This is a genomic window from Cupriavidus sp. a3, assembly GCF_051015765.1.
Taxonomy (GTDB): domain Bacteria; phylum Pseudomonadota; class Gammaproteobacteria; order Burkholderiales; family Burkholderiaceae; genus Cupriavidus; species Cupriavidus oxalaticus_A.
Window position 1 is genome coordinate 210340 of sequence record NZ_CP170643.1, and the last position, 26269, is coordinate 236608.

Annotated in this window: 31 protein-coding genes and 1 pseudogene; 23 read left to right on the top strand and 9 right to left on the bottom strand. The window is 68.0% G+C overall.

Annotated elements, in window-relative coordinates; translation table 11 throughout:
- Window positions 1–43: 43 nt before the first annotated feature.
- Together ACAD63_RS00870 and ACAD63_RS00875 are read left to right on the top strand one after the other, a co-directional pair.
- A complete protein-coding gene (locus tag ACAD63_RS00870; RefSeq protein ID WP_133097788.1) occupies window positions 44–964 on the top strand; it encodes a LysR family transcriptional regulator in 921 nt (306 codons plus the stop codon).
- A 15-nt stretch (window positions 965–979) separates the two neighbouring features.
- Complete coding sequence (locus ACAD63_RS00875) at window positions 980–1348, top strand: DUF2784 domain-containing protein (protein WP_195427166.1); 369 nt, start codon at window positions 980–982, stop codon at window positions 1346–1348.
- Window positions 1349–1358: 10 nt separating this feature from the next.
- On the opposite strand, the gene ACAD63_RS00880 is transcribed toward ACAD63_RS00875, so the two are convergent.
- From ACAD63_RS00880 to ACAD63_RS00900, 5 genes are all read right to left on the bottom strand, one after another.
- Complete coding sequence (locus tag ACAD63_RS00880) at window positions 1359–2192, bottom strand: crotonase/enoyl-CoA hydratase family protein (protein ID WP_135706113.1); 834 nt, start codon at window positions 2190–2192, stop codon at window positions 1359–1361.
- A gap of 64 nt (window positions 2193–2256) precedes the next feature.
- Entirely contained in the window at window positions 2257–3042 is a 786-nt protein-coding gene (locus tag ACAD63_RS00885) for an enoyl-CoA hydratase-related protein (protein WP_135706112.1), read from the bottom strand.
- Between the two features lie 53 nt (window positions 3043–3095).
- On the bottom strand, window positions 3096–3899 hold the full coding sequence (locus ACAD63_RS00890; RefSeq protein ID WP_195427164.1) for an SDR family oxidoreductase: 804 nt from the start codon (window positions 3897–3899) through the stop codon (window positions 3096–3098).
- Window positions 3900–4501: 602 nt separating this feature from the next.
- Window positions 4502–5194 carry a GntR family transcriptional regulator gene (locus ACAD63_RS00895; RefSeq protein ID WP_133097783.1) on the bottom strand — a complete coding sequence of 231 codons (693 nt, stop codon included), beginning with the start codon at window positions 5192–5194 and terminating at the stop codon, window positions 4502–4504.
- A gap of 47 nt (window positions 5195–5241) precedes the next feature.
- The gene (locus tag ACAD63_RS00900) at window positions 5242–6648 is read right to left on the bottom strand and encodes a C4-dicarboxylate transporter DctA (RefSeq protein ID WP_133097782.1); all 1407 of its coding nucleotides are present in this window, start codon (window positions 6646–6648) and stop codon (window positions 5242–5244) included.
- A gap of 394 nt (window positions 6649–7042) precedes the next feature.
- Between ACAD63_RS00900 and ACAD63_RS00905 the strand changes: the two genes are divergently transcribed.
- The 4 genes and pseudogenes from ACAD63_RS00905 to arsC all read left to right on the top strand — a co-directional run bounded on the left by ACAD63_RS00905 (window position 7043) and on the right by arsC (window position 10391).
- Window positions 7043–8308 carry an allantoate amidohydrolase gene (locus ACAD63_RS00905; RefSeq protein WP_133097781.1) on the top strand — a complete coding sequence of 422 codons (1266 nt, stop codon included), beginning with the start codon at window positions 7043–7045 and terminating at the stop codon, window positions 8306–8308.
- A 53-nt stretch (window positions 8309–8361) separates the two neighbouring features.
- Entirely contained in the window at window positions 8362–9630 is a 1269-nt protein-coding gene (locus ACAD63_RS00910) for a M20/M25/M40 family metallo-hydrolase (RefSeq protein ID WP_135706110.1), read from the top strand.
- A 160-nt stretch (window positions 9631–9790) separates the two neighbouring features.
- A pseudogene (locus ACAD63_RS00915) lies at window positions 9791–9877 on the top strand (GNAT family N-acetyltransferase); the annotation flags it as partial.
- Between the two features lie 154 nt (window positions 9878–10031).
- On the top strand, window positions 10032–10391 hold the full coding sequence (gene arsC, locus ACAD63_RS00920; protein ID WP_434033321.1) for an arsenate reductase (glutaredoxin): 360 nt from the start codon (window positions 10032–10034) through the stop codon (window positions 10389–10391).
- An 82-nt stretch (window positions 10392–10473) separates the two neighbouring features.
- On the opposite strand, the gene ACAD63_RS00925 is transcribed toward arsC, so the two are convergent.
- The 3 genes from ACAD63_RS00925 to ACAD63_RS00935 all read right to left on the bottom strand — a co-directional run bounded on the left by ACAD63_RS00925 (window position 10474) and on the right by ACAD63_RS00935 (window position 12225).
- Window positions 10474–10707 carry a hypothetical protein gene (locus tag ACAD63_RS00925; RefSeq protein ID WP_133097778.1) on the bottom strand — a complete coding sequence of 78 codons (234 nt, stop codon included), beginning with the start codon at window positions 10705–10707 and terminating at the stop codon, window positions 10474–10476.
- A gap of 206 nt (window positions 10708–10913) precedes the next feature.
- Window positions 10914–11570 (bottom strand): exonuclease, encoded by a 657-nt coding sequence (locus ACAD63_RS00930; RefSeq protein ID WP_135706109.1) that lies wholly within the window; start codon window positions 11568–11570, stop codon window positions 10914–10916.
- Between the two features lie 4 nt (window positions 11571–11574).
- Window positions 11575–12225 carry an MBL fold metallo-hydrolase gene (locus tag ACAD63_RS00935; protein ID WP_135706108.1) on the bottom strand — a complete coding sequence of 217 codons (651 nt, stop codon included), beginning with the start codon at window positions 12223–12225 and terminating at the stop codon, window positions 11575–11577.
- Between the two features lie 293 nt (window positions 12226–12518).
- On the opposite strand from ACAD63_RS00935, the gene ACAD63_RS00940 reads away from it, so the two are divergent.
- Complete coding sequence (locus ACAD63_RS00940; protein WP_135706107.1) at window positions 12519–13286, top strand: septal ring lytic transglycosylase RlpA family protein; 768 nt, start codon at window positions 12519–12521, stop codon at window positions 13284–13286.
- A 100-nt stretch (window positions 13287–13386) separates the two neighbouring features.
- On the opposite strand, the gene rsmI is transcribed toward ACAD63_RS00940, so the two are convergent.
- Complete coding sequence (rsmI, locus tag ACAD63_RS00945; RefSeq protein ID WP_135706106.1) at window positions 13387–14295, bottom strand: 16S rRNA (cytidine(1402)-2'-O)-methyltransferase; 909 nt, start codon at window positions 14293–14295, stop codon at window positions 13387–13389.
- A 15-nt stretch (window positions 14296–14310) separates the two neighbouring features.
- Here rsmI and ACAD63_RS00950 point away from each other — a divergent pair, with 15 nt between their 5' ends.
- The 16 genes from ACAD63_RS00950 to ACAD63_RS01025 all read left to right on the top strand — a co-directional run bounded on the left by ACAD63_RS00950 (window position 14311) and on the right by ACAD63_RS01025 (window position 26222).
- Window positions 14311–14706: a YraN family protein gene (locus tag ACAD63_RS00950; protein WP_135706105.1), complete on the top strand. Its 396-nt coding sequence runs from the start codon at window positions 14311–14313 to the stop codon at window positions 14704–14706.
- A gap of 53 nt (window positions 14707–14759) precedes the next feature.
- Window positions 14760–15347 carry a phosphoheptose isomerase gene (locus ACAD63_RS00955; protein WP_133097772.1) on the top strand — a complete coding sequence of 196 codons (588 nt, stop codon included), beginning with the start codon at window positions 14760–14762 and terminating at the stop codon, window positions 15345–15347.
- 63 nt (window positions 15348–15410) lie between these two features.
- Window positions 15411–16250, top strand: coding sequence for a BON domain-containing protein (locus ACAD63_RS00960; protein ID WP_133097771.1), 840 nt, complete (start codon window positions 15411–15413; stop codon window positions 16248–16250).
- A 171-nt stretch (window positions 16251–16421) separates the two neighbouring features.
- Window positions 16422–16754: a c-type cytochrome gene (locus tag ACAD63_RS00965; protein WP_195427163.1), complete on the top strand. Its 333-nt coding sequence runs from the start codon at window positions 16422–16424 to the stop codon at window positions 16752–16754.
- 13 nt (window positions 16755–16767) lie between these two features.
- Window positions 16768–18033, top strand: coding sequence for an NAD(P)/FAD-dependent oxidoreductase (locus ACAD63_RS00970; protein WP_135706103.1), 1266 nt, complete (start codon window positions 16768–16770; stop codon window positions 18031–18033).
- A gap of 131 nt (window positions 18034–18164) precedes the next feature.
- Window positions 18165–19058: an EamA family transporter gene (locus ACAD63_RS00975; RefSeq protein WP_135706102.1), complete on the top strand. Its 894-nt coding sequence runs from the start codon at window positions 18165–18167 to the stop codon at window positions 19056–19058.
- Between the two features lie 130 nt (window positions 19059–19188).
- A complete protein-coding gene (locus ACAD63_RS00980) occupies window positions 19189–19605 on the top strand; it encodes an ArsR/SmtB family transcription factor (protein WP_133097767.1) in 417 nt (138 codons plus the stop codon).
- A gap of 107 nt (window positions 19606–19712) precedes the next feature.
- Entirely contained in the window at window positions 19713–21062 is a 1350-nt protein-coding gene (soxC, locus tag ACAD63_RS00985) for a sulfite dehydrogenase (RefSeq protein WP_434033322.1), read from the top strand.
- Entirely contained in the window at window positions 21046–22083 is a 1038-nt protein-coding gene (locus ACAD63_RS00990; RefSeq protein ID WP_434033323.1) for a c-type cytochrome, read from the top strand. Before soxC ends, ACAD63_RS00990 begins: the two co-directional genes overlap by 17 nt.
- 120 nt (window positions 22084–22203) lie before the next feature.
- Window positions 22204–22530 carry a c-type cytochrome gene (locus ACAD63_RS00995; RefSeq protein WP_018006137.1) on the top strand — a complete coding sequence of 109 codons (327 nt, stop codon included), beginning with the start codon at window positions 22204–22206 and terminating at the stop codon, window positions 22528–22530.
- Between the two features lie 211 nt (window positions 22531–22741).
- Window positions 22742–23197 (top strand): thiosulfate oxidation carrier protein SoxY, encoded by a 456-nt coding sequence (gene soxY / locus ACAD63_RS01000; RefSeq protein ID WP_063240926.1) that lies wholly within the window; start codon window positions 22742–22744, stop codon window positions 23195–23197.
- Window positions 23198–23251: 54 nt separating this feature from the next.
- Window positions 23252–23563, top strand: a complete 312-nt coding sequence (gene soxZ, locus ACAD63_RS01005) for a thiosulfate oxidation carrier complex protein SoxZ (protein WP_116355082.1) — start codon at window positions 23252–23254, stop codon at window positions 23561–23563.
- Window positions 23564–23658: 95 nt separating this feature from the next.
- Complete coding sequence (locus tag ACAD63_RS01010; RefSeq protein WP_133097764.1) at window positions 23659–24123, top strand: DsrE family protein; 465 nt, start codon at window positions 23659–23661, stop codon at window positions 24121–24123.
- Between the two features lie 89 nt (window positions 24124–24212).
- Window positions 24213–25040 (top strand): sulfur oxidation c-type cytochrome SoxA, encoded by an 828-nt coding sequence (gene soxA / locus ACAD63_RS01015; RefSeq protein ID WP_434033324.1) that lies wholly within the window; start codon window positions 24213–24215, stop codon window positions 25038–25040.
- Between the two features lie 19 nt (window positions 25041–25059).
- Window positions 25060–25722, top strand: coding sequence for a sulfur oxidation c-type cytochrome SoxX (gene soxX, locus ACAD63_RS01020; RefSeq protein WP_434033325.1), 663 nt, complete (start codon window positions 25060–25062; stop codon window positions 25720–25722).
- 5 nt (window positions 25723–25727) lie between these two features.
- A complete protein-coding gene (locus ACAD63_RS01025; protein ID WP_133097761.1) occupies window positions 25728–26222 on the top strand; it encodes a TlpA disulfide reductase family protein in 495 nt (164 codons plus the stop codon).
- The last annotated feature ends 47 nt before the right edge of the window (window positions 26223–26269 follow it).

Below are 26269 nucleotides of genomic sequence, written 5' to 3' on the forward strand. Positions count from 1 at the left end.
CGGCGCCGATGCCGCACAATGGCGCCCGGGAGACTGATATCCGATGGACAAACTCAAGCAAATCGAAGCCTTTATCGCCGTGGTGGAGCACGGCAGCATGGCCGCCGCGGCGCTGACGCAGAACGTCACGCCGGTGATGATCGGCCGGCGCATCAACGCGCTGGAGGCGCGTATCGGCGTCAAGCTGCTGCACCGCTCCACGCGCCGCATCGCCGTGACCGAGCAGGGGGCGGTGTTCATGGAGCAATGCAAGAAGGCGCTCGCCGACCTGGACCGCGCCGAGATGCTGATCGCCGAAGGCAAGCACAAGGCCACCGGCCACCTGATCGTGTCGGCGCCGGCCGCGTTCGGCCGCAAGCACGTGGCGCCGCACGCGCCGGCCTTCCTGGCCGCCAACCCGGAAGTGCAGATCTCGTTCAACCTGACCGACCGCGTGGTCGACCTGGTGCGCGAGGGCTATGACGTCGGTATCCGCATCGGCGGCGCGATCGACCCCAACTTCGTCGCGATCAAGCTGGCGCAGAACAAGCGCGTGGTATGCGGCACGCCGGCGTACTTTGCCAAGTACGGCGTGCCGCAGACGCTGGACGACCTCGAGCACCACAACTGCCTGGCGTTCAACCTGCAGGGCGGCCAGCAGCGCGGCTGGTACTTCAGCCAGAACGGCAAGACCGTGACGGTGCGCGTCAACGGCAACCTCGACTGCAACGACGGCGAGCTGCTGCACCGCTGGACCGGCGAAGGGCTCGGGCTGGGCTGGCGCTCGACCTGGGAGATCCTGCCGCAGCTAGAGAGCGGCGAGCTGATCACCGTGCTCGACGAATACGCGCTGCCCGACTACGACATCCTCGCGGTGTACCCGCAGCAGCGCCCGGTGCCGGCCAAGATCCGTTTCTTTATCGAGCACCTGAAAGCCCAGTTCGCGCGCCCCGGTTACTGGATGGCCGGCGGCAACGGCGACTGAGCGCAACGGGACGAGATGCCAATATCAGCCTGGCTGGCGGATCTCGTCGTCATCGTGCACGGGCTGTTTATCGTGTTCGTGGTGGCTGGCGGCCTGCTGGTGCTGCGCTGGCCGCGGCTGGCGTGGGTCCACCTGCCCGCCGCGGCGTGGGGCGTGCTGATCGAGTGGTCCGGGTGGATCTGCCCGCTGACGCCGCTGGAGAATGCGCTGCGCAGTGCCGCGGGGGAGGCGGGCTACAGCGGCGGATTTATCGAGCGCTACCTGTTGCCGCTGATCTATCCGCCGGGCCTGACGCCCGCCGTGCAGCTGTGGCTGGGATTGGTGGTGTTGGTCGTCAACGTGGCGGTCTACGCGGTTTGGTGGCGCCGCCGGCGCCACCACTGAGCTACAGGCTTCAACGCGCCGGGTCAAACCGCGGCACGCGTTTCTCCATGTTGGCCAGCACCGCCTCACGCTGGTTGGGCGAGCCGACCAGCCGGTCCTGCTCGTCCGACTCGGCCTGCAGGATAGCGGCATTGTCGCCGCGCTCGACCACCGCCATCAGCCGCTTGGCCGCGCGGATCGCATCCGGGTTCTTCTGCGCCACCTGGCGCGCCGCTTCCAGCGCCGCGGCGCGCGGGTCGTCGGCAACGTAGGTGGCGAGCCCCAGCTCGCACGCTTCGATGCCATTGAGCACGCGCGCGCTGTAGACCAGCTCGCGCAGCACGTCGGGCCGAACCAGACCGCGCGTCAGCACCATGCCGGCCATGTCGGGCACGAGGCCCCACTTCATCTCCATCACCGACAACTTCGTGTCGGGCGCGACGTAGCGCACATCGGCACCCAGCGCCACCTGCAGGCCGCCGCCGAACGCCACGCCGTGCACCGCCGCGAACACCGGCACCGGCAGCTCGCGCCACACCATGCAGGCATATTGCGGGCGATTGGAAATGCCGTTGGTGCGCTTGCCGAGCCGCCCGCCGCCGATGCTGTCGCTTTCGCTGCCGCCATCGCCGGACAGCATGCCGGCCATGCGGCCCATGTCCAGGCCCGCACAGAACGCGCGGCCTTCGCCCGACAGCACCACGGCGCGCAAGTCCTGTGTGCGCGCCAGCTGCTCGCCGGTCTCGATCAGCGCATCGAACATCTGCTGGTCGAGCGCGTTCATCTTGTCGGGACGGTTCAGGCGGACGTCGGCGACGCCGCCTTCGATGGTGACGATGATCCGTTCATTGCTGCTGGCGCTCATGCGCGGGCTCCTTGAGTTGATGTGCCGGGTGTGCCGGTTGTGCTGCAGGCGGCGAGAACGCTGCTCAGCGCCCCTTGAACTGCGGCTTGCGCTTCTCGACAAAGGCGGCGACGCCTTCCTTGCAGTCTTCGCTGCGGCTGGCACGCGACTGCAGCGTGGCCTCGACTTCCAGCTGCGCGGCCAGGTCATTGCCGAAGCTCTGGTTCAGGGCTTCCTTGATCATGCCGTAGGCCAGCGTCGGCATGCTGGCCAGGTGGCGCGCGAGCTTGCCGGCTTCGTCCTGCAGCGCGGCATCGTCATGGACCTTCCACACCAGGCCGATGCGTTGCGCTTCCTCGGCGTCGATCTTCTCGGCCAGGATGGCCAGCGCGCGGGCGCGCATCTCGCCGGCATAGCGCGGCAGGAAGTAGGTGCTGCCGGCATCGGGAATCAGGCCGATCTTGGAGAACGCCTGCAGGAAGCTGGCCGAGCGGCCCGCCAGCACCACGTCGCCGGCCAGCGCCAGGCTCATGCCCGCGCCGGCGGCCACGCCGTTGACCGCGGTAATGACCGGCTTGGGCATCTGGCGCAGCGCCAGGATGATCGGGTGATAGCGCTCGCGCAGCATCTGGCCGGAATCCTGCAGGCCATTGCCGCCGGCCTGGCGCGCGGCCAGGTCGGCGCCGGCGCAGAAGCCGCGGCCGGCGCCGGTGATCAGCACGGCGCGCACTTCGGCATCGGCCGCGGCGCGTTCCACGCCTTCGCGCAGCTCGCGCATCAGCTCGGCGTTCATCGCGTTGAGCACGTCGGGGCGGTTCAGGGTCAGCGTCGCCACGCCTGCGTCGGTTTGGTAAAGCACGGATGCTGTCATCGTTGGATCTCCATGTATCGTTGTGGTTGCTCTTGTGTTCTCCGGGTCGCGCGTCAGCGCATGGGCTTGAGCGCATCGGCCGACGCGTCGCCCAGCTTGCTGCCGCCGTCGCAGTCAAGGATGGTGCCGGTGACGAAGTGCGCGTTGTCGCTGCTCAGGTACATGGCGGCGCCGGCGATATCGTCCTTGGTGCCGTAGTCGCGCAGCGCCAGGCGGGCCTTGTAGCGCGCCTCCACCTCGGGCGTCGGCGCCAGCCGCGCCATGCCTTCGGTATCGGCGATCGGGCCCGGCGAGATGCCGTTGACGCGCACGCCGGCCGGCCCCCATTCCATTGCCAGGCACTTGATCAGCATATTGATCCCGGCCTTCGCCGCGCAGGCATGAGCCTGGAACATCATGGCGTTGACGCCTTGCGGCGCCGTGATGGCGATCAGCGATGCGCCGGGCTTGCTCAGGTGGTCGAAGCTGGCGCGGAACACATTGAAGGTGCCGAGCAGGTCGATGTCGACCACGGTCTTGAACGCATTGGCCGACATGCCGACCACCGGCGCGAGGAAATTGCCGGCGGCGCCGGAGATCACCACGTCGATCGGGCCGAGTTCCTGGCGCGTGCGCGCCAGTGCCGCTTCCACCGCCGCGTAGTCGCGCACGTCGGCCGCCATGCCGATCGCGGTGCTGCCCGCGGCGGCGATGCCATCGGCCGCGGCCTGGATGCGGTCTTCGGTGCGGCTGATCAGCGCCAGCTTCGCGCCGGCGCGGGCGAAGCCGTGCGCGATGCCGAGGTTGATGCCGGAAGAGGCGCCGGCGATGAATACGGTCTTGCCGGAGAAGGCGTCTGCGCGAAAGGCACTGGGCATGGGTAGTCCTCTTGATCGATGGTCAGGCAATGCGAGGGATGACCGCGCCCGCCAGAGGCGGGGCGCTCAGGAAACGAAAACCGGGAGAGGGTGCGAACGCAGGCCGGACGGCCGCGCGGGCACGGTGCGATCACGCATGACGGGTCTCCATGACGGTTGTTCTGATGCGCGTCCGCGGCGATGCCGCGGCGCAGGCCTCTGTGTTGGGCCCTCGCGATCCTAACCCGAAGCACGCATTCGGTTATGGCCGCTTTGCGCCGGCGACGGAAAGTGGCCGGCCCGGCAATGTGCGCCAGCCCGCACGGCCTTGCGGCGGCCGGCACATGCGCAAGTGATTGGCCGGAAAGGGAAATTGCCGCGCTGCGGCATTGCTCGCGAGGACCCGCCGGCTAACGATGCTCGGCGCGGCAAAAGCCAGCCCTCAGAAAAAAGAAAGCCCGCACACCGTTGCAGCGTGCGGGCGGCCTTCCGGCGATGATGCGCGAAAGGCAGAGTGCTCATGAAGTGCGCCCCCGCGTCTTCATGGCGAGGACAAGTGTGCCCGGGCGCGGCCCAGGCCGCTTTGACTCACGTCAAGCGCGGGTCAACGGCCAGTCCCTCTCCTACGCCAGCAGCGCCGCGACCAGGTCCTTGCCTCGTGCCACCGGCGCGGTTTCCTCGAAATGCAGCGCGCTTTCGACATGGCTGAGGTGGTCCACCATCAGCGTGACGGCGCGCTCGACATCGCCCGCGCGCGCCGCCTCGATGAATTCGCGATGCTCGTCCGACGAGCACGCCGCGTCGCGGCGTGACTGGTACAGCATGGTGATGACCGCGCTGCGCGCGGACAGCTCGCGCATCATCTCGGTCAGCACGCCATTGCCGACCACCTCGGCCAGCACGATATGGAAATCGCCGAGCAGCCGGGTGCGCACCTGCGCGTCGTTGCCGCCCAGCGACTTGCGCTCGGCGGCGAGGTGCTTGTCGATGCGCTTGTAGTCGGCCGCGGTTGCCCTGGCGACGAACTCGCGCGCCAGCGCCGCTTCCAGGATGCGCCGCACGGCGAAGACCTCGCGCGCTTCTGCCGCGCTGGGCTTGGCCACGAACGCCCCCTTGTCCGGCACGATCTGGATGACCTTGTCCTTGCTCAGCATCAGCAGCGCCGCGCGCACCTTGGTGCGGCTGACGCGGTAGACGCTGGCCAGCGCCTCCTCGCGCAGCTTGGTGCCAGGCGGCAGGCGGTGCGAGACGATCGCCGCGACGATGTCGTCGGCGATCGCTTCAGCGGTCATGTCGGGATCGATATGCTCGGGCATGGCAGCGCACTTGCGCAGGGGCTGCGCGTTGGGGAAATGCCGTGATTCTAGCGCCCCGCGACACTCCCCGGCACGGCGGCGGGCGAACCGGCCACGGCGTTGTCATCCGTCATGGCGGCGAGGCCGGCGTCCAGGTCGGTCGCTTCGATCGTGCCGTTGAGCACGCCACGCGCCCGTTCGCGGTCGATATCCTTCTCCCATGCGGCCACCACCACGGTTGCGACGCAGTTGCCGATCAGGTTGCCGAGCGCGCGCGCGATGCCGATGAACCAGTCCACCGACAGCACCAGCACCAGGCCGATCGCCGGGATTGCCGGATGCGCGGACAGCGTCGCCGCCAGGATCACGATGGCCGAGCCCGGAATGCCGTGCGCGCCCTTGGAGGTGACCAGCGCCACCGCCAGGATACCGAGCAGGTCGCCCATTGCCAGCGGCGTGTTGGTGGCCTGGGCGATGAACACCGCGGCCAGCGTCAGGTAGATCGAGAACGCATCCAGGTTGAACGAATAGCCGGTCGGGATCACCAGGCCCACCACCGACTTCTTGATGCCCATGAACTCCAGCTTCTTCATCACCTGCGGCAGCACGCTGTCGGACGAGGCCGTGCCCAGCACCACCAGCAGCTCGGCACGCAGGTAGCGGATCAGCTTGATCACCGAGAAGCCGCACACGCGCATGATGGTGCCCAGCACCACCAGCACGAACACGATCACCGCACCGTAGAACAGGAACACCAGGAAGCCCAGCTGCTTGAGCGAGCCGATGCCGTACTTGCCCACGGTGAAGGCCACCGCGCCCAGCACGCCCAGCGGCGCCAGCTTGATGATGAAGCCCATCATCTTGAACAGCGTGTGCGAGAAGGTATCGATCAGCTTGACCAGCGGCCGGCCCGGCTCGCCCACCAGCGACAGCGCGCAGCCGAACAGGATCGACACCAGCAGCACCTGCAGCACGTCGCCGTTGGCGAAGGCGCCGAACACGGTATTGGGAATCAGCTTGAGCAGGAAGTCGACCGTGCCCTGGTCCTTGACCTTGGTGGCATTGTCGATAAAGCCGGCAATGGCCGACGCGTCGAGCGAGCGCGGATCCACGTTCATGCCGACGCCGGGCTGGAACACATAAGCCAGCAGGATGCCCAGCGCCAGCGCGATGGTGGTGACGATCTCGAAATACACCACTGCCTTGATGCCGACGCGTCCAACCTTCTTCAGCTCGCCGGCGCCGCAGATGCCGGCCACCACCACGCAGAACACGATCGGGCCGATCAGCATCTTGATCAGCTTGATAAAGGCATCGCCGAGCGGCTTGAGCTTGGCGGCGAATTCGGGAAAGGCGAGGCCGAGTGCCGTGCCAATCACCAGGGCGATCAGCACCTGGCCGAACAGCGAGCGGGTAAAGCGGGTGTGCAGGCGTGGGGTGCCCGGGCGGTGCTGCGAGGGAACTGCGTGCTGCATGGTTGTCTCCGTGCCGGGCCGGTCCTGCGCATGTGCGCTGGCTGGCCCATTTCGATCCAGGAATCACCGGCGGCCCCGTGCTGCTCTGACGGCTGGGTGGGCTGCCGGCCTTACGTCTCGGGCAGGGCTCCGGGTCGGGAGCGCGCCACCGCGCGGACAGCCCCCCTGTTGGGGCGGAATCCACGCAATCCGTTGTCCGGACCGGATTGTCCGCAGCGGATTGTCTGAACGTGGAACCGAATATAGTGCATATCATTTTTGTATGCAATTTTTGAATTCACTGTGCTACCATGAATCGCACAGAATAGAGCTTCGGCCATGGGCGTCCCGCCCGCACTGGCGCCCCGCCAGCCACGCCGCCGCGGCTTTCAAGCACTTCCAGCAGGAGACACGCATGGCAGCAAATCCGTCGTCGGCCACGCCGGCAGCCGCAGAGGTAGGCACGCGCATCATGGCCTGGGCCGATGCACTGGCCGTTCACACCGAGCAACCCGGCATGCTCACCCGCACCTACCTGACCGAGGCCCACCACGGCGCCGCCGCCCAGCTGACCGAATGGATGCAGCAGGCCGGCATGACGGTGCGGCGCGATGCCGCCGGCAACGTGATCGGCCGCTACGAGGGCACCACGCCCGGCGCGCCGGCGCTGCTGACCGGCTCCCACTTCGACACCGTGCGCGACGCCGGCCGCTATGACGGCAACCTCGGCGTGATCCTGCCGATCGCCTGCGTGGCCGAGTGGAACCGCCAGGGCAAGCGCTTCCCGTTCGCGCTCGAGGTGGTTGGCTTTGCCGAGGAAGAGGGCGTGCGCTTCAAGGCCACGCTGCTGGGCAGCCGCGCCATCGCCGGCACCTTCGACACCAAGGTGCTGGACAACGTCGACGACAGCGGCAAGACCATGCGCGAAGTGATGCGCGAGGCTGGCTTCGACGCGGCCGGCCTGCCTGCCGCAAAGCATGACCGCAGCAAGGTCGCCGCCTTCATCGAGGTGCATATCGAGCAGGGTCCGGTGCTGCTGAACGAGGGCCTGCCGGTCGGCGTGGTCACCGCGATCTCCGGCGCCACGCGCTTTATCGTCGAGCTGGAAGGCCTGGCCGGCCACGCCGGCACGGTGCCGATGGACATGCGCCGCGATGCCGCCATGGCCGGTGCCGAAATCGGCCTGTTCATCGAGAAGCGCTGCGGCGGCAAGCCGGGCCTGGTCGGCACCGTCGGCCAGTTCAACGTGCCCAATGGCGCCACCAACGTGGTGCCGGGCCATGCGGTGTTCTCCATCGACATTCGCTCGGGCATCGACGCCGAGCGCGAGGCTGCCGTCAACGACGTGCTGGCCGAGATCGAGCGCGTGTGCGCGCGCCGCAATGTACGCGCGCAGGTGCGCAAGACCCACGAGGCGAACAGCGTGCCGTGCGCCCCGTGGCTGCAAGAGCAATGGGCCGCCGCCATCGCCCGCCAGGGCGTGCCGGTGCGCCATCTGCCGTCCGGTGCCGGCCATGACTCCATGGCCATCGCCGCCATCGCCGATGTCGCCATGCTGTTCGTGCGCTGCGGCAACGGCGGCATCAGCCACCATCCCACCGAAACCATGACCGCCGAGGATGCAGCACTGTCCGCGCGCGTGTTCAGCGATTTCGTCGAGCATTTCCGGCTGCAGCAGTAAGCCAGCGCCCGGAAACCCACCCGAACCCTCCTGAGAAGCTACGAGAACAAGTCATGACCGCACGAGACAGTATGAATCCCATCGAAACCACGCTGACGCAGTTCATCGACCAGCACCGCCCGCAGCAGGAAGCCTTCCTGGCCGAGCTGGTCAAGGTGCCTTCGGACAACCCGGCCGGCGATTGCGATGCCCACGGCAAGCGCGCCAAGGAACTGCTGGAGGGCCTGGGCTTCACGGTGGAGGCGCACAAGGTGCCTGACGCGCAGGTGAAGGCCGCCGGCATGATCAGCGCCACCAACCTGATCGTGCGCAAACAGTTCGGCACGGGCGGCCCGGTCATCGCCATGAACGCCCACGGCGACGTGGTGCCTCCAGGCCTGGGCTGGACCAAGGATCCGTACGGCGGCGAGATTGCCGACAGCGAGCACGGCCCGGTCATGTACGGCCGCGGCGTGGCCGTGTCCAAGTCTGACTTCGCCACCTACACCTACGCCGTGCTGGCGCTGATGGAAGCCGAGAAGCAGGGCGCCAAGATCAACGGCGCGGTCGAGCTGCAGTTCACCTATGACGAGGAAACCGGCGGCGATATCGGTCCCAAGTTCCTGCTCGACAACAACCTGAGCAAGGCCGACTACGCCATCTCTGCCGGTTTCTCGTACGGCATCACCTCGTCGCACAACGGCTGCCTGCACGTCGAAGTGACGGTCAAGGGCAAGCAGGGCCACGCCGCCATGCCGCACACCGGCGTCGACGCAATCGAGGCCGCCACCCATATCCTGCAGGCCATCTACGGCCTGCGCGCCGAACTGGCCACGCGCAAGTCGAAGGTGCCTGGCATCGACACCGCCACGCTGAACGTCGGCCTGATCAAGGGCGGCATCAACACCAACGTGGTGCCGGACCTGGTGACCTTCCGCGTCGACCGCCGCATGATCCCGGAGGAAATCGGCTTCGACGCCGAAGGCGAGATCCGTGCCGTGGTCGAGAAGGCCGCCAGGGACCGCCCGGGCATCGAAGTGAAGGTCGAGCGCATCATCCTGGCCGAGCCGCTGTCGGAACTGCCGGGCGTGGAAAAGCTGATCGGCGCGCTGAAGAGCCGTGCCGAGTCGGTGTTCGGCGTGGAAATCCCGGTGCAGGGCGTGCCGCTCTACACCGACGCCCGCCACTACACCAAGCGCGGCATCCCGACCGTGCTGTACGGTGCCGGCCCGCGTACCCTGATGGAAGCGCGCGGCCATAACTCGGACGAGAACCTGCGCCTGAACGACCTGAACCGCGCGACCAAGGTGGTGGCGCTGGCGTTGTCGGATCTGATGAAGTAAGCGGGGAAGGCATCTCCGCGCCGGTGACAGATCGGCGACAGAAACGCCACGGCTTCGGCCGTGGCGTTTTTTTATAAGCGCTTGCGCCTACTCCGGCAGCGTATTCGCCCCCGTCCCGAACACCCGCTGCATCAATACCGTATCGATCCACTGCCCATGCGACCACCGCTGTGTTGGCGAGGCCCTGGGACAGGCGCTGCTCGCCGAGCTGGTGGCGCGATGCGAAACCGGCCCGTGGCGCCAGATGGATGGACTTAGGGCAACGCGGATGTGTGCCGGGCACTTGTTCCGTTGCACCTGCGCGCGGCCCGATGTGTTGTATATAGTGCCGTTGGATTTGCACCGCATTAGTGCCACCGCCCCGAGGCGGGGCGCACATCAACAAGAAAGGACCACCTGCCATGATCACGATCTACCACAACCCCCGCTGCTCCAAGTCGCGCGAGACGCTTGCCATGGTCGAGGAAGCCGCCGGGCGCCTGCGCGAGCCGGTGGAAATCGTCGAGTACCTGAAGAACCCGCCATCGGTGGCGACGCTGCGCCAGCTCAACACCATGCTGGGCGTGCCGGTGCGCGAGATGATCCGCGACAACGAGGCGCCGTACGCGGAGCTGGGCCTGGCCGACCCGGGCCTGACCGATGCCGAGCTGCTGGCCGCCGTGGCCGATAACCCGATCCTGCTGCAGCGCCCGGTGGTCGTTCGCAACCGCCGCGCCGCGATCGGCCGCCCGCCCGAGAACGTGGCGCCGCTGCTGGCCTGAGGCGGACGCCGGAATAAAACCGGCCCCCACGAAGGGTGGGGGCCGGCCGGTCTGCGAGACAAACAGCTTCAGGCGGGTCGTCTTAATGAACACCCAGCCAGTGCATGGCCTCCTGACCGAAAGCAATGGCCGCGAGCACGACCAGCAGTACCACCAGTGTCACCGTACTGACGTACAGGGTGGCCTTGGCGACTTCGGCGTCTTCATCCGAGGTGTGGTGATGGGTGATGGGCGTTACGCCCTTCGCGTGCGATCCATGCGGCCAGTGAATCCGGCCGGCCAGGTCTCTCAAGTGCAGGTCGGTAGGAAAACGCATGATCGACACCTCCTCGGCAGGCGCCGCGCGGCTCCGGGCACATCGGTCAGGCGGATGATGGCGGGTTGCGCAAGTGCGCCGAATAGTCAGTTGGCTCGTTTCGCCCGGTGCGCCACATCCACTTCTACTATAGGCGGTTGGCGACGGATGCGAGCCTTCGGCCTGCAAGGGGCGTGCCGCGGTTCATGCTGCCCTGCAGCAGCGGATCAGGGCTCTGGATCAGCTTGTGAGGACTCGCTTGCCTCGTTGTCCACAGCCGGCGCCAGGCTTGCCAGTGCCGCTTCCCGTTCGCGCAGCGTTGCCAGCATGTTGCAGAACAGCGCGCCTTGTTCCAGCGCATCGTCCAGCGCCACGTGGGTGTGGGGCAGCGGATCCATCCATTCCGCCGGGAACGCCGCTTTCACGGTCTTGCGATAAGGCCGCCCGGTCAGCGCAAAGCCCAGGGTCTTGATGTCCAGCGCGGCCCAGCCGAACGGCGAGCGCCCGGCAAAGCGCATCATGTACCAGAACATCCAGGTGAAATCGAAGCCGGCCGGGAAGGCCACGAAGACCGGCTTGCCCGGCAGGCTCTCGACCCACTCCACATAGCGCACCATCGCATCTTCCGGGCGCTGCAGGTCGCGCCGGCAGGCGCTCCAGGCCTCAGGCTGGGTTTGCCACCACTGCATCTGCACGGGGTGGCCGGCCGCGCCAGGGAGCGTCTCCAGGTTCGCCGAGAACGTGCCGATCACGGACTTGTCCGCCAGCATGGCCGCGGACGCGAACGACAGCATCGAATGCGGGCCCGGAATCGGGCCGTCGGCCTCGACGTCGGTGCTGACGTAGATTTCCGGCCGGGTGTCTGGCAGCTGTCGCTTGGCCATGGCCTCAGCCCACGTCGATCAGGTGGTCGGCCACGAAGGGGTTGTTGCGGCGCTCCTCGCCGAAGGTCGAAACCGGGCCGTGGCCGGGAACGAAGGTCACATCCTCGCCCAGCGGCCATAGCCGCGTGCGGATCGAGCGGATCAGGTCGGCATGGTTGCCGCGCGGGAAATCGGTGCGGCCGATCGAGCCGGCGAACAGCACGTCGCCCACCACCGCGAGCTTGTTGGCGCGCGAGAAGAACACCACGTGGCCGGGCGTGTGGCCCGGACAGTGGTAGACCTCCAGCGTTTCATTGCCGAACTGCACGGTGTCGCCGTTTTCAAGCCAGCGGTCCGGCTCGAAGCTTTCGGCATGGCCGAAGCCGAAGCGCCGCGTCTGCTCGGGCAGTTGCTCGATCCAGAAGCGTTCATCCTGCTGCGGCCCTTCGATGGGAATGCCGAATTCGCGCGCCAGCGCCGCGGCGCCGGCGCAGTGGTCGACGTGGCCGTGCGTCAGGAAGATCTTCTGCAGCGTGACCCCTTGCTCCCGGACCGCTTCGCGGACGCGTTCGAGGTCGCCGCCCGGGTCGCAGACGGCGGCTGTGCCGGTGCTTTCGTCGATCAGCAGCGAGCAGTTCTGCTGGAAAGGGGTGACCGGGATAAGGAGGACTTTCATCAGTTGATATTTGTGATCGATACGGCATTCGAAATAGGCGCCGCATCCGCCGCGACAGCGTTGGAAAACCGCGCGGCATTCATGCTTTGCATTGTAGCGCCGGGCGATAAATTGTTGCGGCGCATATCCATATGTGATTTTTAAGCCTCTCTGTTACAAATTTCCGGATCGCCCGCAATCCCTTGTCACACCGTCGATCGCGGGCAAGATCGCCCTCGTTCGTGCGAGATCGAACAGATTTCGTAACAAAATGAAAGAGATAGTCAGCAGTAGTGAATGCTAGACTCGCGCCCATGCTTAATTTGACCGCCCTCACCAAGCGCTGGCAACGGCTGGCCAAGCTCGGGACATGCACTGCATGCGCCCTGGTGCTGGCCGCTTGTGCCACGCCCCCCGGGGGCGACAATGCGGACGTCGCCGATACGTCGAACGCGGTGCCCACGCGCGGCGCGAAGAACGCCGGCAAGGCCGCCCGCAACGACGCGGACAAGAGCGCCCGCGCATCGTCCGAAGGCGGTAGCTGGAACCTGTTCGGCTACGACCGGGAAGAAGGGCGCAGCGGCAGCTCGCTCGACGGCCTGCGCGCGGACATCGGCACGTTCGAGCAGCGCGGCGTCGCTTCGTGGTACGGCAAGGGCTTCCACGGCCGCAAGACCGCCAATGGCGAGCGCTTCGACATGCGCGCCATGACCGCCGCGCATCCGTCGCTGCCGCTCGACAGCTGGGTGCTGGTGCGCAACCTGCGCAACGACAAGGTTGCGGTGCTGCGCATCAACGACCGCGGTCCGTACCACGGCAACCGCGTGCTGGACGTCTCCTACGGCGCCGCGCGCCGGCTTGGCTTCGTCGAGCGCGGCGCCGTCAACGTCGAAATCCGCCGCCTGACGCGCACCGAAGTCGCGGCGCTGGGCCCGCAGTTCGATACCGGCGGCACTGAAGCCGGCGATGGCAGTGGCGACGACGATGTCTCCGTGCCCGAACTCGCCAACTCGCTGGCGCCCGCCAAGGCGCGCAAGGCAACCAAGGCCAGCGGCAAGCCGGTCAAGCGCAAGCGCCGCTGAGACCGGCAGCGCCCGATGCATGCCACCGCGCGCTGACACCTCTCCGTTACTTTCCCCGCACCGGCCCGGCGTCGTCGCCCGGGCGTCCTCAGGGGCAACCTCAGTCCCCGCTATTGCCGGAACGTTGCGCCAGTGCCAGCTGGTAGAGCGCGTTGGTGCTCGCCCCGGTGATCGCTGCCGCCAGCTTGGCGGCGCGCTTGGCCGGCAGTTCCGCCAGCAACAGCCCCAGCACGCGCTGCGCCTCGGCATCGGGCGCCCCGTCCGCGGCCGCGTCGCCGCCGGCGCCTTCCACCACCAGCACGAATTCACCCTTGGCCCGGTTCGGGTCGGCCGCCAGCCATGCCGGTGCCTGCGCCGCCGTCACCACCGCGATGTCCTCGAACAGCTTGGTCAGCTCGCGCCCGACCAGCACCCGGCGCTCGCCCGGCAGGCCGGCGGCGAGCGCGGCCAGCGTGTCGGCAATGCGGTGCGGCGCCTCGTAGCAGATCCAGGCGTGGTCGAGCGCGGCGAGCCGTGCGATGGCCTCGCCGCGCGCCTTGGGCTTGCTCGGCAGGAAGCCGACAAAGGTGAAGCGGCCATCGCCGGTATCGAGCATGTCGCCCGCCACCGACAGCGCGGCCACCGCCGCGCTGGGGCCGGGCAGCGGCACCACCGCGTGCCCGGCGGCGCGCACCGCCTCGACCAGCCTTGCGCCCGGATCCGATATGCCCGGCGTGCCGGCGTCCGAGACATAGGCGATACGCTCGCCAGCGGCCAGCCGCGCGGCGATGCGGCCGGCAGCCTCGCGCTCGTTGTGCTCGTGCACGGCCACCAGCGGCCGCTGCAGCCCCACGCGCGACAGCAGCTGGGCGGTATTGCGGGTGTCTTCGCAGGCCACCGCGTCGGCCAGGCCGAGCACATGCAGCGCCCGCAGCGACAGGTCCGCGACATTGCCGATGGGCGTGGCCACGACATACAGCGTGCCGCCCGGGTACGACTGGCTGGCCGCCAGCGAGATCCAGTCACTCATTGAGAACTTCCGTCGATGCCATCATTCAAATCCACCACGCAGCCGAGCAGCGCGCAGGCGCGCGGTATGCGGGCGGAGGACCGGGCGCTGGCGCACCTGCGGCGCCAGGGCCTGCAGCCCGTGGTCCGCAATTATCGCTGCAAAGGCGGCGAGATCGACCTGGTGATGCGCGCGCCGGACGGCACGCTGGTGTTCGTGGAGGTGCGCCAGCGCAGCGGACGCGGTTTCGGCGGCGCCGCGGCCAGCGTCACGCCGGCCAAGCAGCGCCGCGTGCTGCTGGCCGCGGCTCACTACCTCGCCACGCTGGCGCAGCTGCCGCCGTGCCGATTCGACGTGGTGGCGCTGGAGCCAGGGCGCCTGGAGTGGCTGCAGCACGCGTTTGACCTTGACGCCGCGCCGGCTGGTTCATAATGCGCGCTGGCGCGCGACCGGGCGTGCAACTGCCAATGAAAGGCCACAGAGCCATGAGTATTGAGAGTATCCAGCAACAATTCCTAGACAGCGCCGAGACCAAGCGACAGGCCGCGGCGGCAATGGCCCCCTATATCGACGCCGCCGTGGAACGCATGGTGGGCGCGCTGACCAGCGGCAACAAGATCCTGGCGTGCGGCAACGGCGGCTCGGCGGCCGATGCGCAGCATTTCGCCGCCGAGCTGGTCGGGCGCTTCGAGCGCGAGCGCCCGGGCCTGGCGGCGATCGCACTGACCACCGACAGCTCGATCCTGACCGCGATCGGCAACGACTATGACTTCAGCAAGGTGTTTTCCAAGCAGGTCGAGGCACTCGGCGTGCCCGGCGACATCCTGCTGGCGATTTCCACCTCGGGCAACTCGGCCAATGTGATCGCCGCGATCGAGGCGGCGCGCCAGCGCGAGATGGCCGTGATTGCGCTGACCGGCAAGGGCGGCGGCGTCATCGGCGGCCTGCTCGATGAATTCGATATCCACGTGTGCGTGCCGAGCGAGCGCACCGCGCGCATCCAGGAAGTGCACCTGCTGACGCTGCATTGCCTGTGCGACGGCATCGACGAGGCATTGCTCGGGGAAGCCTGAGCTAGCCTGTCCGCTTACTCACTTCCGCCCCCATTTCCAACATCCAGCCACAGCAAGGACCGCATGACCAACCTGCCTACTACGCCTGAAACCCGGACCAGCGCCGCCGGCGCCGGCCGTATCCTTCGCGCCACGCTGACCGCGGCGGCGGTGCTGGTTTCCGCCACCCAGCTGGCCGGCTGCTTCCCCGTGATCGCCGGCGCCGTTGGCACCGGCGTGACCATGGCCACCGACCGCCGTCCGGCCGCCACCCAGACCGTCGACCGCGGCCTGCAGATGGAAGCGGAGAGCACCATCAACTCGCGCTACAGTGGCCAGGCCCGCGTCAACGTGACCGTGTTCAACCGCAAGGTGCTTCTCACCGGCGAGGCCAGCAATGACAGCGTCAAGCAGCAGGTCGAGCAGTACGTGCGCGGCCTGCAGAATGCGCGCGTGGTGATCAACGAGCTCGAGGTGGTCAACTCGCCCGGCTTCATGACGCAGAGCCAGGACGCGTACCTGACCAGCAAGGTCAAGACGCTGCTGATGACCGCCGACGGCGTGCCGTCGAACTCGATCAAGATCACCACCGAGAAGAGCGTGGTCTATATGCTCGGCGTGGTAACCCAGCAGGAAGGCGATCGCGCCACCGACGTGGCGCGCAATGCCTCCGGCGTGACCAAGGTGGTCAAGGCGTTCGACTACGTCAATGACACCGAGCGCGCGCGCCTGGATGCGGCCTCGACCTCGCAGAACCCGTCTTACGATGGCAACGTCGGCACGCCGGCGCCGGTGCAGTCGGTGCCGGGCGTGGGCGGTCCGGTCGATGCGCCGGCCAGCACGCCCAGCCAGGTCACTACCAGCCCGGTAGATTCGCCGGCTGCCTCGCCGGTCGCCCTGCCGCCGGGCCGGAACCTGCCCTGAGCCGGCTCGCTTGCCGGCTCGCTTGCCGGCACCACGGCGCCCGCACATGCGGGCGCCGTTTTTCCATCTGAGATTTTCACCGCACACTGTCCGCACCCGATGTGATACGGTTGCCGCGCCAGCAGGCATCTCGCCGATGCCTGCGCCCGGCACCCCACACGGAGCGAGACCATGACAACCATCCCCCGGCCCGCTGTGTTCGTGCGGCTGGCACTGCTGGCCCTGGCGCTTTGCGGCGCCCAGCCCGCACTGTCGGCCGACCCCACCGGCCAGTACGTGCGCATCAATGCCGCAGGCTGCACCAGTTGCCACGGCCCGTCGGGCCGCGCGCCTGAAGGCAGCACCATCCCGTCGCTGGCAGGACGCCCGCAGGCCGAACTGGTGGCGCAGATGCAGGCGTTCCGTTCCGGAACCCGCCCGGCCACGGTGATGCACCAGATCGCCAGGGGCTACACCGACGAACAGCTCGCGGCGATCGCGGCGTGGTTCGCCAACGTGCGTTGACGGGGAGAGCGCCATGCAACGACGACATTTCCTGGGCGCCGCCGGCGCCGCGGTGCTGGGCTCGATGGGCATGCACGCGGCGAGGGCCGCGGCGCCGGCCAAGGTGGTGGTGGTCGGCGGCGGCTACGGCGGCGCCACCGCCGCGCGCTACCTGCGCGAGTGGAGCGGCAACGCCATCGAAGTCACGCTGGTCGAACCCAATCCTGCGTTCATTTCCTGCCCGCTGTCCAACCTGGTGGTCGGCGGCAGCCGGCAGCTGGCCGACATCACGCTGTCGTACGACCAGCTGGTGCGCCGCCACGGCGTCAAGCTGGTGCGCGACACCGCCGCCGCCATCGATCCCGGCAAGCGCACGGTGCGGCTGGCCGGCGGCGGCACGCTGCCGTACGATCGCCTGCTGCTGTCGCCCGGCATCGAGCTGATGAGCGATGCGCTGCCCGGCCTGAAGCGGCCCGGCGGCGACCAGGTGCTGCACGCCTGGAAGGCCGGCCCGCAGACCCTGGCGCTGCGCCGCCAGCTCGAGGCGATGCCGGACGGCGGCACCTACGCCATCACCATCCCCTTGGCGCCGTACCGCTGCCCGCCCGGCCCGTATGAGCGGGCCTGCCAGGTGGCGCACTATTTCAAGCAGCACAAGCCGCGCAGCAAGGTGCTGATCCTGGACGCCAACCCGGACATCACCTCCAAGGCCGGCCTGTTCCGCAAGGTCTGGGCCGGGCAGTACGCCGGCATGGTCGAATACCGGCCGCAGTACGACACCGTCGATGTCGACCCGGCCACGCGCACGCTCAAGTTCGAGGTGCAGGACGATGTGCGCGCGGACGTGATCAACGTACTGCCGCCGCAGCGCGCGGGCGCGATCGCGGTGGCGACCGGGCTGGCCACGGCCAACACCAAGTGGTGCGATGTCGATTTCGTTACCTTTGAGTCGCGCGCGGCGCCCAACATCCATGTGATCGGAGATGCCATCCAGATCGCGCCGCTGATGCCCAAGTCCGGCCATATGGCCAACCAGCATGGCAAGGTGGCGGCCGCGGCGATCGTGGCGCTGCTGTCGGGCCGCGCGCCGGATCCGCAGCCGCTCTATAACAACACCTGCTACAGCTTCACCTCGGACCGCGAGGCGGTGCACGTGGCGAGCGTGCACCGCTACGATGCCGCACAGAAGACCATGCTGACCGTGCCGGGCTCGGGCGGGCTGTCGGACGCGCCCAATACGCTGGAGGGGGTGTACGCGCTGTCGTGGGCCAGGAGCATCTGGTCGGAAATGCTGGGATAAGGCACTGGCAATTTCGGGCGTTGCCAGGGCGCCCATAACAAAACCGCAAGAACGTGCAATGCCGCGCGCGGGGCGGCTGGTAGGCTGGGGGTTTGATCACATCGCCAGTCGCCATCCCGGCCGCCCCCGCCATGCAAGCCAGAGACCGTCTCCTCGCCCTCGCCATCGTCTGCGTCTGGGGTGTCAACTTTGTCGTCATCAAGGTAGGGCTGGCGGGCGTGCCGCCGATGCTGCTCGGCGCGCTCCGTTTCCTGCTGGTGGTCTTCCCCGCCATCTTCTTCGTGCCGCGCCCGCGCGTGCCGTGGCGCCTGCTGCTGGCGTACGGCGTGACCATCAGCCTGGGCCAGTTCGCTTTCCTGTTCTACGCGATGGCGGTCGGCATGCCGGCCGGCCTGGCATCGCTGGTGCTCCAGTCGCAGGCGTTCTTCACGCTGGCCATCGCCGCGCTGTGGCTGGGCGAGCCGGTGCGCTGGCACAACATTGCCGGCATGGCGGTGGCCGCCGCCGGGCTGGCGCTGATCGGCTCGGGCGCTGCCGCCAGCGCCGGCGGCATGAGCGTGGCCGGCTTCGTGCTGACGCTGTGCGCGGCGTTCTGCTGGGCCAGCGGCAATATCGTCAGCAAGAAGATCGGGCCGGTCGACCTGCTGGGCCTGGTGATCTGGGGCGCGCTGGTGCCGATCGTGCCATTCGCGCTGCTGTCGCTGTGGGTGGAGGGGCCGGCGCGCATCGTGGCGAGCGTCACGCATGTGTCGGCCATGGGCGTGTTCGCCGTGGCGTACCTGGCCTTTGCCGCCACCGTGTTCGGCTACACCATGTGGGGCCGGCTGCTGACGCGCTATCCCGCCAGCCAGGTGGCGCCGCTGACGCTGCTGGTGCCGGTGGTGGGGCTGCTGTCGGCGCATGTGCTGCTGGGCGAAGACCTGTCGCCGGCGCAATGGGCGGGCGCGGCCGTGGTCATGGCGGGGCTGCTGCTCAATGTGTTCGGCCAGCGGCTGTGGGCGGGCCGGGTACTGCTGCGCCGATAGGCCACCACGAGGCCACCACGTGGCCATCCTCCGGTCCACCACCGGGAGTCACCGCTGGCAAACCATGATTGGTGCCGCGCAGCCATGCCCGGCACAATCATGCTGTTCTGCATCATTGGGTAAACACTATATGCGCACTCACGCATATACGAATATATTGGACGGCATGGAAGAGCTGGATCGCGTTTTCGAGAAGGTGTCGGGCTACTTCAGCCTGCTGGCGGAGCCGACGCGGCTGAAGATCCTGCACGCCTTGTGCGATGGCGAGAAGCCGGTCACCACGGTGGTCGAGACGGTGGGTTCGTCGCAGACCAACGTGTCGCGGCATCTCAACGCGATGTACCGCTCGGGCGTGCTGTCGCGCCGCAAGGAAGCCAACCTGGTCTTCTACGCGATTGCGGACGAAAGCGTGATCGAGCTGTGCCGCACCGTGTGTGTGCAGGTGGCCAGCCGGCTGGAGGACAACGCCTTGCCCTCCGGCGCGGTCGACCGCTTCATGGCGCAGCCCGAGGCCGCGCCCGCGCGCAGGCGCCGGGCGGCAGGCTGAGCGCGATCCGGCTCTTCCGGACCATCGATCGCTGTCGCGCGAGGCGCGCGGCGGCACGAATAACAGGCGGCGCGCCCCGCAGGCGCAAGCTGCCGGAGGAGACGGCATTGCAGGAACGGAACCGGCCCGGGCGCATCGTGCCCGCGCCCGAGCACTTCGTCAGCGCATCGCTGCAGCAGGACATCGGCCGGCACGGCCTGGACGCGCCGCGGCGCGACTTCCTGCGCAAGAGCTTCCTCGGCGCCGCGGCCGGCATCGCCGCCGCCACCGCCGGCCGGCACGCGCTGGCGGCGGACGGCGATCCCGCCATCCTGGAGCCCCAGCCCTGGGCCACGTCCCTTGGCCAGCCGGTCGCGGCCCGGCCCTATGGCCAGCCCTCGGTCCATGAGAAAAACCTGATCCGGCGCGAGTCGCCGGGCCTGACGCGCGTGTCGGCGGCATCAGTCGCATTCGCGCCGCTGCAGGGCTTCTTCGGCATCATCACCCCCAACGGCCTGCATTTCGAGCGCCACCACCAGGGCTGGCACGATATCGACCCGGCCCGCCACCGCCTGATGATCAACGGCCTGGTGCGCACGCCGCGCGTCTACACCATGGACGACCTGATGCGCCTGCCGGCGGTGTCGCGCATGCATTTCATCGAGTGCGGCGCCAATACGGGCATGGAGTGGGGCAACGTGGCCGTGCCGACGGTGCAATACACGCACGGCATGCTGTCGTGCTGCGAGTTCACCGGGGTGCCGCTGCGCGTGCTGCTGGACGACGCCGGCGCCGACCTGCGCCGCGGCCGCTACCTGCTGGCCGAGGGCGGCGACGGTTCGTCGATGACGCGCACCATCCCGATGGAGCTGGCCGACGAGATCATCGTCGCCTGGGGCATGAACGGCGAGATGCTGCGCCCCGAGAACGGCTACCCGCTGCGGCTGGTGGTGCCGGGCGTGCAGGGCGTGTCGTGGGTCAAGTGGCTGCGCCGGCTGGAACTGGGCGACCAGCCGTGGAACGCCAAGGACGAGACCATCCACTACGTGGACATGATGCCGGACGGCAAACTGCGCCAGTACAGCTCGATCCAGGAGTGCAAGTCGGTGATCACCACGCCGTCGGGCGGCCAGCAACTGGTGGGCAAGGGGTTCTACAACATCAGCGGGCTGGCGTGGTCGGGACGCGGGCGCATCACGCGGGTCGATGTCTCGGCCGACGGCGGCCGCAACTGGCGCACCGCGCGGCTGGAATCGCCGGTGCTGTCCAAGTGCCTGACGCGCTTCAACCTCGACTGGGTCTGGGACGGCAGCCCCGCGATCCTGCAAAGCCGCGCCATCGACGAGACCGGCTACGTGCAACCGAAGATGGCCCAGTTGCGCGCCGTGCGCGGCACGCGCTCGATCTATCACAACAACGCCATCCAGAGCTGGCGGGTGGCGGCAGGCGGGGAGGTGTCCAATGTCCACGTGGGCTGAACGCGGCGCCGCCATGCTGGCGCTGGCTGCGGCCTGCGTGGCGCCATCCTGGGCCGCCGGCACGGCCGATGCGCGTGCGGCAATTGGCCGCGCCGCCACGCCGGCCGAAGTGGCCGCCTGGGATATCGACGTGCGCCCGGACTTCAAGGGCCTGCCCAAAGGCAGCGGCACCGTGGCGCAGGGGCAGCAGGTGTGGGTCGGCAAGTGCGCCTCGTGCCACGGCGATTTCGGCGAGTCCAACGAGGTCTTCACGCCGCTCGTGGGCGGCACCACGGCCGAGGACATCAAGCGCGGCCGGGTCGCCGCCATGACCGGCAACCAGCCGTATCGCACCACGCTGATGAAGGTGAGCACGCTCAGCACGCTGTGGGACTACATTCACCGCGCCATGCCGTGGAACGCACCCAAGAGCCTGTCCGCCGACGAGGTCTATGCCGTCACCGCCTACCTGCTGAACCTGGGCGAGATCGTGCCGGCCGACTTCACGCTGTCGGACGCCAATATCGCGGCCGTGCAGCGACGCATGCCCAACCGCGACGGCATGACCACCGACCACGGCCTGTGGCCCGGCCGCGGCCGCCCGGACACGCGCAATACCGCCTGCATGAAGGATTGCTCCGGGCAGGTTTCGATCGCTTCGGCGATGCCTGACTATGCCCGCGACGCCCACGGCGAGCTGGCGCAGCAGCAGCGCGCCTTTGGCCCGGTACGCGGCGTGGCGGCAAGCGCGGCCGTGCCTGCGAATGCCGCATCCGCCGCTTCAGCGCCCGCGCCGGCCGGCGCCAGGCTGGCCAGCCAGTACCAGTGCGTGGCCTGCCATGCAATGGACCGGAAGCTGGTCGGCCCGTCGTTCGCGGACATCGCCGGCAAGTACAAGGGCCAGGACGCGCACGCCGCGCTGGCCAAAAAGGTCAAGGCCGGCGGGCAAGGCGCGTGGGGCAGCGTGCCGATGCCGCCGCAGCCGCAGATCCCCGATTCGGACGTCCATGCCATGGTGGGGTGGATTCTTGAGGCAAAATAGCGGGCTGGCCGCCGCAGTGCCCCCGAGGCGGCGGCCGGTGTATGCCGCGAAGCAGCTTGCAGTACGTGCCGAGCGGCCCTTGCCGTCCCCACGGCTTTACAGAGCTTGGAGAGCTTAACAATGAAGCAGTTTGTCATCGCAGCGCTGATGCTGGGCGCCGCCGCATCGGCTCACGCGGTCGATGCCGCCAAGGCACAGGAGATCGCCAACAAGAACGCCTGCATGGGTTGCCACCAGGTCGACAAGAAGCTGGTCGGTCCTTCCTACAAGGAAGTTGCCGCCAAGTACAAGGGCGACAAGAACGCCCTCGCGACGCTGAGCAAGAAGGTCAAGAGCGGTGGTTCGGGCGTCTGGGGCCCGGTGCCGATGCCGGCCAACGCCGCCATCAGCGACGCCGACCTGAAGACCGTGGTCGAGTGGGTGCTCGCAGGCGCGCCCGCCAAGTAAATCCTGACCGCCCCCAGGGGGCAGTCCGCCGATGCAACGGGCCGGACGGCGCAAGCCGACCCGACCTGCACAGATCCAGCGGCCGGCAATGTACCGGCCGCGAGCAGGACACACGTAGTACGAGCAGGGCACAAGCTGGACAGAACACCAACGAGTACCGCCAAAGCGGTCACGCGAACCGATTGGGACGGAGTAGCCGGAGAGCAAGAACATGAATTCCAAACGACGAGAAGTGCTGCGGGTCACCGCTGTCCTGTCGCTGATGGCCGCCACCGGCCTGATCAGCGAAGCGCAGGCGGCCGAGTGGAACAAGACCGCCTTTGACGGCAAGAGCGTTGCCGACGTGATCAAGGCGCTCGGCGGCAGCGGCACCGAGAAAAGCACCGCCATCACCTTCAATGCCCCCGACATCGCCGAGAACGGCGCCGTGGTGCCGGTGGCCGTGACGAGCACCATTCCGGACACCGAGCAGATCGCGATCCTGGTGGAAAAGAACCCCAATACCCTGGCCGCCGACTTCATCATCCCGGCCGGCACCGAGCCCTTCGTCTCCACGCGCGTGAAGATGGGCCAGACCTCGGTGGTGCACGCCGCGGTCAAGGCCGGCGGCAAGTGGTACGTGGCATCGAAGGAAATCAAGGTCACGCTGGGCGGTTGCGGCGGCTGACGCCGACACTCGCCCCGTTACCGAGATTCCCGCCAACTGCAACCGGAGAAACACATGGCAGACCCGATGCGCGTACGCGCCACCGAGAACGGCGGCGTGGTTGATGTAAAGATCCTGATGAAGCACGACATGGAGACCGGCCAGCGCAAGGACGCGTCCGGCAAGGTCATCCCGGCCTGGCATATCCAGACCGTGACCGCCCAGTGCAAGGGCAAGGAAGTGTTCCGCGCCCAGTTCGGGCCGGCGGTGTCCAAGGACCCGTTCCTGAACTTCAAGTTCAAGGGCGGCGCCAAGGGCGACAAGGTCGCGGTGACCTGGATCGACAACAAGGGCGACAAGCGCACCGACGAAGCGACCATCGCCTGAGGCCGACCGATGCCGGCATGTTGCCGGCACGCCGCGTCGTCCTCTGCTAAGGTTCGGGGCGGAATGCCGGGACGGACCCGGCCGGAAGGAGCATTATGCGGCGAGCATTTATTCGAGCATCGGCGGCGCTGGCAGCCATCGGCCTGGCGGCCAAGGCCTCTGCACAGTCCGGCCAGCCGGCGCAGGCCGGTGCCGGCAAGGGCGGGCGCGTGAAGGTGGTGTACCAGCTGTCGGAAGGCATCGACCAGGCGGTGCGCGCGATGGGCAACCTGCGCAACCACCTGAATGGCGCCCCCGGCACCAAGATCGTGGTGGTCGCGTTCGGCTATGGCATCGATTTTTTGGTCGAAGGTGCCAAGGATGCGCGCGGCAACAGCTTTGAGAGCCCGGTGGGCGCGCTGGCCGCCGAAGGCGTGGAGTTCCGCGTGTGCCGCAATACGCTGACCGCGCGCAGGATTACCGAATCGCAGCTGTTGATGGAAGCAAAGGTAGTACAGGCCGGCGTGGTCGAGATCGCCCGCCTGCAAGCCGAGGAAGGCTACGCCTATATCAAGCCCTGAGCCGGGCTGGCGCTGCCTGACGGCAAGACAAGAGAAGAAGCTAGAAAAAGCGGCCCGTCCCGAAAGGCGCGGCCGCGAGGAGAAGCCCCATGAAACCGATCCGAAGCCTGGCCCGGCACGCTGCGCTGGCCCTGGCCGCCACCGCGGCGGCCGCGGGCGCTGCCGCCGTGCATGCGCAGGGCAGCACCGCCGACGAAATCGCCAAGTACCGCCAGATGCTGGCCGAAGGCAATCCCGCCGAGCTGTGGGAAGCCGCCGGCGAAGAGCTGTGGAAAAAGCCGGCCGGCCCGAAGAACGTCTCGCTCGAGCAATGCGACCTGGGCAAGGGCCCGGGCGTGACCAAGGGCGCCTACGCCGAGCTGCCGCGCTACTTCAAGGACGCCAACAAGGTGATGGACCTGGAGCAGCGTCTGGCCTGGTGCCGCGTGACGCTGCAGGGTCTCACGAAAGAAGAGGCGACCAGGAACCCGTTCTCGGCCTCGGGCAAGCCGTCCGACATCGAGCGACTGGTTGCCTTCCTGACTGGCGAATCGCGCGGCGCGAAGATGAACGTGCAACTCAACCATCCGGAAGAGAAGCGCACCTACGCCCTCGGCCAGAAGATGTTCTTCTACCGCGGCGGCGCCTATGACTTTGCCTGCGCCACCTGCCACGCGGTCGACGGGCAGCGCATCCGCCTGCAGGACCTGCCCAACCTGCTCACCGACAAGGGCGCGCAGGCGGCCTACACCACGTGGCCCGCCTACCGCGTGTCGCAGGGCGAGGTTCGCTCGATGCAGCACCGCCTGTACGACTGCCTGCGCCAGCAACGCTTTCCCGAACCCGCCTATGGCTCGGACGTGATCACCGCGCTGACCATGTTCCTGGCGAAGAACGCCAACGGCGGCACCTACGATGGCCCGGCGATGAAGCGCTGACCAGTACGGGAGAGACGACATGCAACGACAATACAAGGCACTCGCCATCGCCGCGCTGGCTACCCTGGTGGCAACCGGCGCGCAGGCGCAGGACAACGCCAAGGCCCGTCCCGCCAAGACAAAGCCCGCCGCCGTCAGCAGCGCCGACATGAAGCACCTGATCGAGGACTCGTTCTCCTCCAGGGGTCCCGCTACCGTGGAAGGCGTTTTGAACCAGGACGCCATGCAGCAGGCCTGCAGCCAGTACCCGGACCGCAGCAAGGTGCCTGGCAAGGTGGCGAAGAAGATTGAGGCCGCCGAACTCAAGCAGGTCAAATATCCCGCCGACAGCAACTGGCTCGGCGACTGGAAGGAAGGCGAGAAGGTCGCCCAGAACGGCCGCGGCATGCAGTTCACCGACCAGGTCGGCGGCACCAACGGCGGCAACTGCTACGCCTGCCACCAGATGACCAAGGCCGAGATCTCGTTCGGCAATATCGGCCCGTCGCTGTACCAGTACGGCAAGCTGCGCGGCAACTCGCAGGAAGTGGTCAAGTACACCTGGGGCAAGATCTGGGATTCGAACGCCTACTCCGCCTGCTCCAACATGCCGCGCTTCGGCCACAAGGGCATCCTGACCGAGGCCCAGATCCGCGACGTGATGGCGCTGCTGCTCGACCCGGCCTCGCCCGTCAACCAGTAAGCCCGATGCGCGCGCGTGCCGTCCTGCTGCGCTGGCTGCTGGCCGCTGGCCTGGCCTGCGCCGCCGGCGGCGCCGCCGCGCTGGAAGTGGGCGACACCGTGCGCCTGCCCGATGTGCAGACGCTCGACGGGCGCACGCTGCGCGCCGACACGCTGGCCGGCAAGCCGCTGGTGGTCGAATACTGGGCCTCGTGGTGCCCGTTCTGCGCGATGCAGAACCCGCGCCTGCAGAAGCTGTACGAGCGCACGCGCGGCACGCCGCTGCGGGTGCTGGCCATCAGCATCGACAAGGACCCGCGCGAGGCCGCTGAATACATGAAGAAGCGCGGCTACACCTTTCCCGCAGCGATGGATTCCGCCGCGCTGCAGGCCGTGTTCGGCAAGCGCAAGGGCCTGCCCGAGCTGTACGTGATCGACGCGCGCGGGCGCGTGGTGCAGAAGGAAGTGGGCGAGATGCTCGAAGACGACGTGGCCGCGCTGGAGCGTTACGCGAAGCCATAGCGATGCGATGCCGGACGCCACGCGCCCACCGGCACGCACTTATCCAC